We start from the raw sequence: 1,930 nt of genomic DNA, 5'->3' as shown, positions 1-1,930 counted from the left end.
GGATAGGGGCGGTGCTGGCCTTCATGCGCCGGGAGGGGGCTGGGCTGGCCTCGGTCTACCCGCGCCAGGTAACCCCTACCCTGCCCGAGCGGACCTTGTTGCCCCTGATTGACGACGCGCTTTTGTGCTACCTGCCCTACCCGCTGGTCCGCACCCCCTTTCCCCAGGCTGCGGCGGCCAACGGCCAGGTGATGGCCTTCCGGCGCGAGGCCTACCGGGCGGCGGGGGGGCATGCCGCGGTGCGAGGCGAGGTACTGGAGGATGTGCGCCTGGCCCAGCGGGCCAAGGCCCAGGGGGTGCGGCTGGCGGTGGCCCTGGGGGGCAGGTGGGTGGCGGTTCGGATGTACCGGAGCTACGCCGAGATGGTGGAGGGGCTGGGCAAGAACCTGATTGAGTTCCATGCCCAAAGCCGCTGGCTGCTGCTTTTTTCCTATCTGGCCCACCTTTTGGCCTATACCCTGTGCTGGCCTTTGGCCCTGCTGGACCCGGGCTGGCTCCTGATCGGGGGGATGGGCCTTTTGGAACGGGTGGTGTTGAACCTGAAGACCGGGCGGGAGGGGTGGGAGTTCCTGCTGGTGCCCTTGGCCCCCCTCCTGAGCCTCCCTATCTACTGGCGCTCGGCGCAGCGGCGCTATACCTGGAAGGGGAGGGAGTACGCGCGGTGAAGGCGGTTGTGGTGGGCGCGGGTTTTGCGGGCCTGGCCGCTGCGCTCAGGTTCCGCAGGGCGGGCCTCGAGGTAGAGGTCGTTGAGCAGCTCGGCCAGCCTGGGGGTAAGGCGGTGGGCTGGGAGGGGGTGCCCACCGGCCCCACCCTACTCACCCTGCCCGAGGTGCCCATGGGCATCCTGGCCGAGCTGGGCCAGGGGCTGGAAGGGCTCAGCCCGATTTCGCCGCTCGCCCGCTACGTCTGGCCGGATGGCCGGGTGTTCACACCCCGGCTCGAGCTGGAGCCAACCCTGGCCCAGCTCTCCCGGGAGGAGGCCCGGGACTACCTGCGCCTGCTGGGGGCGGCGAGGCAGCTTTACGAGGGGGCAAGGGGAACCTTCATCTTTGGTCCCCCGCCCCACCTGGGGCAGCTCTTGCGCTACGGCCTGCTCGAGGGGCCCAGGGCCTACCCTTTTCGCACCCTGGCCGACCTGGTGGCCTCTGGCCCCCACCTCACCCCCTTCTTCCTGCGCTTTGCCACCTACCTGGGGGCCAACCCCTATAGGGCCCCAGCAGTCCTGCACAACATCGCCTGGGTGGAGCTGGGCCTGGGGGTTTTCCACCTGCCGGGCGGCCTGCGGGCTTTGGTGGACCGGCTGTACGGCCTGGCCAAGGGCCTCGGGGTGAGGTTCCACTTCGGCCAGAGGGTGCTGCGGATGCGGGCCTCCCGGGGGCGGGTGCTGGCCTTGGAAACCCCCGAAGGGGTGGTGCGCGCCGACCTTTACGTCTCGGCTGCCGACAGGCACTTCACCCTGGGGTGGCTGGGCCTTCCCATGCCGCGCTACGCCCTAGGGGTCTCTGGCTTTGCGGTGCTTATGAGGCTCAAGGAGCCGATGCCGCTTGGGCACCACGTCTACTTTTCCGCTGACTACCAAGGCGAATGGTGGGAGATTGAACGGGGCGGCTGGCCCAAGAACCCTACCCTCTACCTGTACACCGATGGGGAGGCTGGGTTCTTGCTGGTCAACGCGCCCCCTTTGCAGGAAAGGGAAGGACCCTCGGTGTGGGCGCAAGACTACGCCCGCCACCTGCTCTCCAGGCTTTGCGCCCACCACCCCTTGCCCATAGCCGAGTGGCAGGCCCTTAGCCCTTTGGACTACAGCCAGACCGCCTACCGAGGGGCCCTCTACGGCCGGGCCCCCCATGGCCTCTTGGGGGCCCTGCGGCCGGGCTGGAGGGTGGGGCAGCTGGCCAACCTGGCCCAGGTGGGGGGCACGGTGCACCCC

2 protein-coding genes are annotated in these 1,930 nt (G+C 69.3%); both read left to right on the top strand.

Annotated elements, in window-relative coordinates; genetic code table 11:
- Positions 1-665, top strand: a 665-nt coding sequence (locus Mlute_RS15140; protein ID WP_281270873.1) for a glycosyltransferase, incomplete at its 5' end; no start/stop codon positions are given.
- On the top strand, positions 662-1,930 hold a 1,269-nt coding region (locus tag Mlute_RS15135; protein WP_119361333.1), incomplete at its 3' end, for a phytoene desaturase family protein. The genes Mlute_RS15140 and Mlute_RS15135, both read left to right, overlap by 4 nt.

The organism is Meiothermus luteus, assembly GCF_003574085.1.
In the GTDB taxonomy this organism is placed as follows: Bacteria; Deinococcota; Deinococci; order Deinococcales; family Thermaceae; genus Meiothermus; species Meiothermus luteus.
Note: the sequence above shows the minus strand (reverse complement) of the source record. Positions and strands in the feature narration are given on the sequence as shown.